The sequence below is a fragment of the Nocardioides limicola genome (assembly GCF_016827675.1).
In the GTDB taxonomy this organism is placed as follows: domain Bacteria; phylum Actinomycetota; class Actinomycetes; order Propionibacteriales; family Nocardioidaceae; genus Nocardioides; species Nocardioides limicola.
In genome coordinates this window covers 25028-32744 of record NZ_JAERJA010000017.1, presented here as the reverse complement: position 1 = coordinate 32744, position 7717 = coordinate 25028, and the positions used below count along the sequence as shown (strand labels likewise).

Below are 7717 nucleotides of genomic sequence, written 5' to 3'. Positions count from 1 at the left end.
GTGATCATCATCGATGCGATCGTGCTCAAGGTCCGCGAGGGCAGCGTCGCCAACCGGCCTGTGTACGTGGCGATGGGCGTGAACCTCGACGGCTTCAGGGATGTTCTGGGCATGTGGGTCGGCCCCTCGGGCGGCGAAGGAGCCAAGCAGTGGATCAACATGCTGACCGACCTGAAGAACCGTGGCATCCTCGACGCATGCATCGTGTGCTGCGACGGCCTCAAGGGCCTCCCGGAGGCGATCAACGCGGTCTGGCCCCAAGCGGTCGTGCAGACCTGTGTGGTGCACCTGGTCCGCAACAGCCTGCGGTACTCCTCCAAGCAGCACTGGCAGAAGATCACCGGGCAACTGCGTCGGATCTACACCGCCCCGACCGTGGAGGCCGCGGAGTTCGAGTTCGAGATCTTCGCCGAGGAGTGGGAAGTGAAGTACCCGGCGATGATCAAGCTGTGGCGCAACGCGTGGGCCGAGTTCGTGCCGTTCCTCGACTTCCCCGTCGAGGTCCGCAAGATCATCTACACCACCAACGCCATCGAGTCCCTCAACGCCCGGTTCCGGGCCGCGACACGGCGGCGCGGGCACTTCCCCGACGAGCAGTCCGCGCTCAAGGTCCTCTACCTCGCCGTGCGGCATCGCGAACCGAACCGGCCCAACCCCAGCGGCCGGATCGCCGGCTGGAAGAACATCCTCAACGTCTTGTCCATGACCTACGGCGACCGCCTGGGTCTCAACTGAGCCGATGCCCACTTACACAAAGTTTCCGACAGACCCCGGTTCTCAGCCGGGGGCGGCCATGGAGACAAGAAGCAGACGGTGATCGAGGCGTTGACCACGTTCTTCGATCGCTTCTTCGGACTGAGCGGAGGCCAGTGATGAGAATGGAAACGTCGCGATGAGCGTGGATTGGGCAAGGTTCTGGGCAGTGGACTTCCACGTGCACACGCCAGGCTCTCAGGACGCGAAAGCAGAACACTACGGCACCGCCGATGAGATTGTTCAGGCCGCCTTGGACGCCGGGCTAGACGCCATCGCAGTGACGGATCACAACACGTCTGCGTGGTGCAAGCAGGTTGCCGATGCGGCATCCGGCAAGCCTCTGGTCGTCCTGCCGGGAGTGGAGATCAGTACTACCGAAGGCCACCTGCTCGCCATCTGGGAGGAAGGGACCGACCCAGTAGTTATCGATGAGCTACTTGTCCGCCTCGGCTTTGGGCAGGCGGATCGAGGAAAGCTCGATGTATCCGCGGAAGTAGGCTTCGCGGCAGCAGCGAAGGAGGTAGATGCCGCAGGGGGCGTTGCGATCGCCGCTCATGTCGAGAAGCCGAAGGGCCTGCTCAAGCTAGAGGTGAAAGCCCACCTCAAGCGGACTCTCCTGTGCGAGGAGCTCTCTGCGGTCGAGGTCGTGCACCTGGATACCCGCAGCGAAGTGGACAGTAAGGTCGGAGACGCACGCACGATGGCATTCGTTCGCGGCTCAGACACCTGGGACTCGTCGCTTAGTTGCCATTCTCTCTCCGGCATCGGCGCGCGTCGTACTTGGATCAAGGCGTCACGCCCGGATCTAGTCGGTATCCGACATGCGTTGGCCGACCCCGAACTTCGGGTCTCTTTAGAAGAACCCCCTGAGGTTGCGTACGCGCACATCGAGTCAGTCGAGATGATCGGTGGGTTCCTCGGTGGCGAGCGTATCGACTTGTCTCCGGACCTCAACTGTCTGCTCGGCGGCACCGGCACTGGAAAGTCGCTCATCCTTGAGGCCGTGCGCTTCGCGGTTCAGCAACAAGTCGACGGGGCTGCCTTCTCGGCGATTCGCGCTGAGATCGATTCGCGGATGAACAAGGCCCTAATGAATGGCAGCGTAGTTCGCCTGATTCTTCTGTCGGACGCAAAGCGCTACAAGATCGAGCGAACTTTTGATTCGGCAGGGTCGAGTGCGTCAAAGGTATTTCAGCAGACCGCGGATGATTGGGCGGAGATAGATCTCGACCCCAGGCAAATTTGCCCCTTGGCTGCATTCTCGCAGGGCGAGGTACTCGACTATTCGCGTGAACCTGTTGGACGTATGACGCTGATTGACGCGGCACTCGATTTGAGTGGTATCAGCCGCCGGATTGATGAAGCTGTTGACAGCCTGCGCGTCAACGCTCGCAAGTTGATTGCCGCGCGCAAGCGGGTCGACAGCCTGAGCGACGAGGCTGCGCGCGTCTCGGACCTCAAGGAACAGGTCCGTAAGCTCTCCGATGTATTCAAGACCGACGCTGTGAAGGCTCAGTCTGGTTGGACTGCTGAGCGGACCCTGCTTGAGCGAACTGTGAAGCGCATTGACGATCTAGATGTTCCGTCGATTGAGGTTCCTGGCCCCGCGCTTACGCATAGCGTCGACGCTAACAAGACGCACTTTGCCGACGCTTCGGCCGTCGTGAAGAAGCTCAAGGAGCGCGTGGACGCAGCGCTGGCGGCCCTCGGTTCAGCAAAGGCCGAGGCGACCGTGGAACTCGCCAGAATCGCATCGAAGTGGGATGCGGGATTTGTTGAATTCAAGGCGAAACTGGACGAGGAACTCGACAAGGTTGATACGGATCATTCCTCGCTGACGGCTCTCCGCGCGAGTCTGGAGCAACTGCAAGGGAAACTGGCACACGCTGAAGCCGCGAAGACTGAGCTTGATTCCGTCGCGAGACCTGATCTGGCAGCCCTTGAAGCGGAACGCGAGAAGTTGGTGGAGCAACTGCATGCGGCGCGAAAGGAACGTCGGGCACTTCGACGTTCCCGCGTGTCAGAGGTGAACGAGAAGGCGGCTGGCTTCGTGAAGCTGGATGTGCCCAACGAGGGTGACCACAAGGCATTTCGCGAAGCTCTCGCCACGATCAAGGTTGGGTCGCGCGTAAAGGAAGAGTTCCTCAACCAGCTTGCCTTGCGAACTCATCCGCTTAAGTTCTCGCGGAGCCTCTGGACTGGCGACACGGCCGCGATCGTTGACCCTGATAAAGGGATCGACGCCGCGAGCGTCGCCAAGTTGCTAGCGAATATCGATGACCAAGATCTCTGGGAAGCGTTGCTAGAGATGCAAACCATCGACCGCCCAGATGTGCTCACGATCAAGTTCAAAAAGCCTGACGATCACCAATACACCGAGATCGAAGAGCTTTCACACGGACAACGATGCACTGCGATCCTTGTGATCCTGCTAGCGGATGGCGATACTCCGGTTCTCGTAGATCAGCCGGAAGATGCGCTTCACGCCCCGTGGATTGAGGAGTATCTCGTGGATCGCCTTCGCGATCTGAGAGGAAGTCGCCAGTATCTGTTTGCAACTCGTAGCCCTGGGATCGTAGTGAGTGGTGATGCGGAGCAGATCGTCACGATGAAGGCGACTGCTGGGCACGGGGAGGTGGAAGCCTCGGGATCCCTCGAACGGCACAAGCTAAATCGCTTGGCTCTGGACCATCTCGAGGGTGGCCCTATTCCATTCAGTCGTCGCGCCATGAAGTTGCGATCCTCGGTCGGACGCTAGATGCGTCGTCGTTGTTGTTCGTCTGTTGCTCGGTCACGGCCGCAACATTCGCTGATCTGACGGCGTCGGGCGCCGCGTCCGGTTACTCGGGAATGCGGGCGGCGCGCGAAACGTTTGCGCACGTAAGACTTGCCGACAGGAAGGTGCTGGTACGAGCCATGGAGCGGGTACCCGTCGTTAGTAGCAACCTCGCCGAGATCGGGTACGAGGGCGGCATCCTCGAGGTGGCGTTCAAGAATGGTTCCGTGTACCAGTACGACGGCGTCCCTGTTGAGGTGCACGCTGGCCTGATGGCGGCGCCAAGCCATGGGCAGTACCTCGATCGATTCATCAAGAAGGGCGGCTACGTCTACCGACGGATCTCCTAGCGCTCGCGACCGTGCGTGTCCCGGAGCTGGACGCCCTCGGCTCTCAGCCTGTTCATGACGGTCTTCTCGGAGATGCCGGTTTTCTCGGCCACCTTGACTAGCGACAGGCCTGATTCGTAGAGAGCGATGAACTGGGCGATCTCATCGGTCGTTGCGGGCCGGTTGCGCATCTCGATGCCGTGCTCCTTCAGCCTGAGCGCGACAGTCGTGCGATGGCAGTGGAACTCGGTGGCCAACTGTCTGACTGTCGCACCCTCGGCGTACCGGGCCGCGATGGCCGCCACGTCAAGCTTGGTCTGGCGGTTCTGCCGCTGGCGCAGAGGACCACGCCGCTCGTCCTCGCAGGCCGGCTGAGTCGTCGGTGTAGGTGCCCAATCCCGTACTAACAGGGGTAGCCATTTGTTTGAGTCAAGGCTCGATAGGGCCACCAGTGTGATGAGTCGAGTCATTGTTGATAGATGAGTCGGGTCATCGTTGAGAGCCCGGCCATCGGCCGGGCTCTCGTTGTTTGTTGCGCCAGTAGCTCTTGGTGGGGTTGATGTCGTGTTCGCTGAGGATCTCGCCGGTGGTGCGGTGGGTGACGGCGGTGAACGCCAAGGATGGTGGAAGCCGTCGGTTCATCGCGGTCCAGTTGCCGGAGCCGACGGACGACGCTGACGCCAAGCGCGCCGGGTTCGACACCATCGCTGACATCTCACGCAAGCGCATCGACGCGGCTGGAGAACAGGTGAAGGCGGAACTGGCGGGCCAGACGGTCGACGTCGACCAGATCACCGCAGTCATGGAGGGTGGGGAGAAGGCCTTCCGCCTACGCAAGGAGAAGTACGGGTTCTGACGGTTTGTTCAGCGCGGTGCGATTAGCCTGTCCTGAGCGCCGCGGCCAAGTCAGAGGAGGGGTGTCGTGGACTTCTACGAGCGGTTGTCTATGCGCCCGCTGCTGTGGTCGAAGTTGCACTCCCTGACTGGCGACGCGTTCCAAGGGTTCTTCCATGATCTGATGACTTGCTCTGACCCGGCGTTTGTCGACGTCCGCACCCACGGAAATCTCGGCGACCTTGCGAGCGACGGACTCAGCCTCCATGAGCGGCGTCTCTACGCCTGCTACGCACCGGAGACGCCGGATGCCTCAAAGACGGTCAGCAAGTTCAACGGCGACCTGGCTGGCGCACTCGCGAAGCGCTCGGGCCAGTTCGACTCCTTCGTGTTCGTGCACAACGACACCCGTGGGACGCACCCGGAGGTATCGGCAGCCCTCGCTGGCGCCCATGACGCCCACGGCTCCGTCCGCTTTGAGGTGATGGGGTTCCGGCACCTACGGGATGTCATGGGGCGCCTGAGCCGCGATCAAGTCGAGACACTCCTCGGCACCCAACTCCCGCTGCAGCACACCGTTACGGTCGGACTCGCTGAGATGGAGGAGCTGCTTGCTGAGTTGTCGGGAGCGGGCGTCGCGTCCGACGAAGTCGTCCCTGTTGAGGCTGTGTCGATCGACAAGCTCCGATTCAGTGACCTGACCCCCGACAGCCAAGCCGAGTTGCGTGACGCCATGCGGCACTCGCCGATGATCGATGACTACTACGCACGTCGGATCGATGTGACTGAGCGCGATGAAGTCGCTGCTCGATTCAATCTGGAGTACCGAGACGCGGTTGCGGACAGTCTTGAGCCAGAAGACACGTTGCTGCGCTTGCGGGAGTTCCTTGCCGGGTCGCGGATCCAGTCGGGCCCGCTCTACAGGGCGCAGACTGCGGTGCTTGCCTACTTCTTCCAACGCTGCGACATCTTTGAGAACCCACCGGCAGGGTGGGCTCCGCCCACGGAGGTTGCGTCGTGATCACGCCCACTAAGGGGATCGCGCCCCAACGGGCGCTGCTTACTGTGGGTGCACAGATTGCGCAGCTATTGGATGAGCCGATGACGGTCAGCCAAGTGTGGTCCAGGCTCGGGCAATGGCGCGCTTCCAACGGGAATCACGCTGCGGTTTCGTTCTCCTGGTTCGTGCTAGCCCTGGACACGCTTTACGCGGTCGGCGCCGTGCGACTTGAAGCCGGGTTGATCGTTCGGAGCGTCGCGTAATGCTGAGGGAAGTGCGATCGAGCGACGATCGTTTCAAGACCGTCGTCCTCGGTCCAGGCCTGAACATTCTCGTCGCGGACAAGACCGCTACCTCGACGACGACGGACAGTCGGAACAGTGCCGGTAAGTCGTCCCTCATCGAAATCTTGCACTACGTGCTCGGTATGGGTCGGCTGACAGATTCGGTGATGGCCAACCGCGCCCTGCGTGAGGATGTGTTCACGCTGATTCTCGACTGGCCGGGACTCGCGGAACCCGTCACGGCATCAAGGTCGCTTAAGCCCCGGTCACGGTCGAAGGTGGGGGTGAGCCCGGCCGTCACGGGCGGAGCAGACACCTTGCCCACCTTCGCCCGTGACATGCCGCTTGCTGAGTGGCTCGCCGCTATCGGCGCGTCACTGTTCGGGCTGCCCGAAGAACACCAGGGCGTGAGCGTCCGCGGGCTCCTGTCCTTCTATGCGCGTCGCGTGTCCCAGCACGGCTTCGACGACCCCGTTCAGACCTTCCCCCGGCAGTCAGTCACTGAAGCGTCATCCAACGTCGCCTACCTTCTCGGACTCGACTGGCGACTGGCGGCTGGCTACCAATCGCTCGCCGCTAGGGAGGCCGTGCGAAAGAAGCTCCGCGAGGCCATCAAGGACCCCGGGTTCAAGCTGGTTGTCGGCGCAGTCTCCGAGCTGCGGGGCCAAGTGACTGCGGCCAACGCCAGGGTCCGGTCGCTACAAGAGCAAGTCGGGGCGTTCCGAGTCGTGCCGGAGTACGAGCGCCTACAGGCTGAGGCGGACACGGTCGACGAACAGATTCGGACCCTGCGACGCGCGGACGCTGCGGATCGTCGCAACATCCTTGACTTGGAGGCGGCGATTCGCGACGAGGATGAGCCGGACGTCAGTTACGTGGAGCGGATCTATCGTGAGCTCGGCGTTGAACTTCCCGGCGCTGTCCTGCGCACATACGACGACGTGCGGGTCTTCCATGACTCGGTTATCGCGAACCGGCGCACGTATCTGCAGGACGAGCTTGAGGCGACTCGCGGCCGACTCGACGAGCGCCAGCGGGAGCGTGACAGGATGGGCGAACGACATGCAGGACTACTCCGGACGCTCGAGCAGGGAGGCGCGCTCGCCGCGTTCACCGCCCTTCAGCAGCAACTGTCGGCTGCCCAGACGGACCTTGGCACGCTGCAATCACGGCTCGACACAGCGGTGCAGTTGGAGGCGACGCAGGCAGAGATCAGGCTGGAGCGCGGAAAGCTCCAACAGGCGATCAGCAGGGACCTCGGGGAGCGAGAGGGCACAGTCACAGAGATCAACACGCTGTTCCAGAGGTTCGCCTCGACCTTGTACGGGGCCGAGCGGGACGCGTGGGTCGAGATCACCGCTCTCGAAACCAGTCTGCGTATCAACCCTCACATCGGCGGTGAGGACAGCCAGGGCGTAGGCAAGATGGTCACGTTCTGTTTCGATCTGATGGCGGCAGTAATCGCTCGCAGGGGCGGGCGCGGGCCCGACTTCTTGGTGCACGACAGCCATCTGTTCGACGGTGTGGACGAGCGTCAGGTTGCGAAGGCGCTGTCGCTCGCTCGCCAGGTTTGCTCGGAGGAAGGTCTGCAGTACGTCGTGACCATGAACTCTGACGACCTTGACAAGGCAGAGCGACACGGAGCTGGGGTCGCTGACTGCATCATCGAACCGCGTCTGACCGATGAGTACGACACGGGCGGCATCTTTGGCTTCCGTTTCGATTGATCCGTTTGGTG

General features: G+C 61.9%; 8 protein-coding genes. 7 read left to right on the top strand and 1 reads right to left on the bottom strand.

Features of this window, described 5'->3' with window-relative positions; genetic code table 11:
• The 3 genes from JKG67_RS18170 to JKG67_RS18160 all read left to right on the top strand — a co-directional run.
• On the top strand, positions 1-735 hold a 735-nt coding region (locus JKG67_RS18170; protein WP_203338775.1), incomplete at its 5' end, for an IS256 family transposase.
• 157 nt (positions 736-892) lie between these two features.
• Positions 893-3514 carry a TrlF family AAA-like ATPase gene (locus JKG67_RS18165; protein WP_372442133.1) on the top strand — a complete coding sequence of 874 codons (2622 nt, stop codon included), beginning with the start codon at positions 893-895 and terminating at the stop codon, positions 3512-3514.
• Positions 3515-3672: 158 nt separating this feature from the next.
• Complete coding sequence (locus tag JKG67_RS18160; RefSeq protein WP_203338773.1) at positions 3673-3882, top strand: KTSC domain-containing protein; 210 nt, start codon at positions 3673-3675, stop codon at positions 3880-3882.
• Here JKG67_RS18160 and JKG67_RS18155 read toward each other — a convergent pair.
• Entirely contained in the window at positions 3879-4166 is a 288-nt protein-coding gene (locus JKG67_RS18155; RefSeq protein WP_203338772.1) for a hypothetical protein, read from the bottom strand. The genes JKG67_RS18160 and JKG67_RS18155 overlap by 4 nt on opposite strands.
• Before the next feature lie 281 nt (positions 4167-4447).
• Here JKG67_RS18155 and JKG67_RS18150 point away from each other — a divergent pair, with 281 nt between their 5' ends.
• The 4 genes from JKG67_RS18150 to JKG67_RS18140 all read left to right on the top strand — a co-directional run bounded on the left by JKG67_RS18150 (position 4448) and on the right by JKG67_RS18140 (position 7706).
• Positions 4448-4717: a hypothetical protein gene (locus JKG67_RS18150; protein ID WP_203338771.1), complete on the top strand. Its 270-nt coding sequence runs from the start codon at positions 4448-4450 to the stop codon at positions 4715-4717.
• A gap of 66 nt (positions 4718-4783) precedes the next feature.
• Entirely contained in the window at positions 4784-5716 is a 933-nt protein-coding gene (locus JKG67_RS18145; RefSeq protein ID WP_203338770.1) for an ABC-three component system protein, read from the top strand.
• Positions 5686-5958, top strand: a complete 273-nt coding sequence (locus JKG67_RS19290) for an ABC-three component system middle component 6 (protein ID WP_372442132.1) — start codon at positions 5686-5688, stop codon at positions 5956-5958. Before JKG67_RS18145 ends, JKG67_RS19290 begins: the two co-directional genes overlap by 31 nt.
• Positions 5958-7706 carry an ABC-three component system protein gene (locus tag JKG67_RS18140; protein ID WP_203338769.1) on the top strand — a complete coding sequence of 583 codons (1749 nt, stop codon included), beginning with the start codon at positions 5958-5960 and terminating at the stop codon, positions 7704-7706. The genes JKG67_RS19290 and JKG67_RS18140 overlap by 1 nt, the downstream gene beginning before the upstream one ends.
• The last annotated feature ends 11 nt before the right edge of the window (positions 7707-7717 follow it).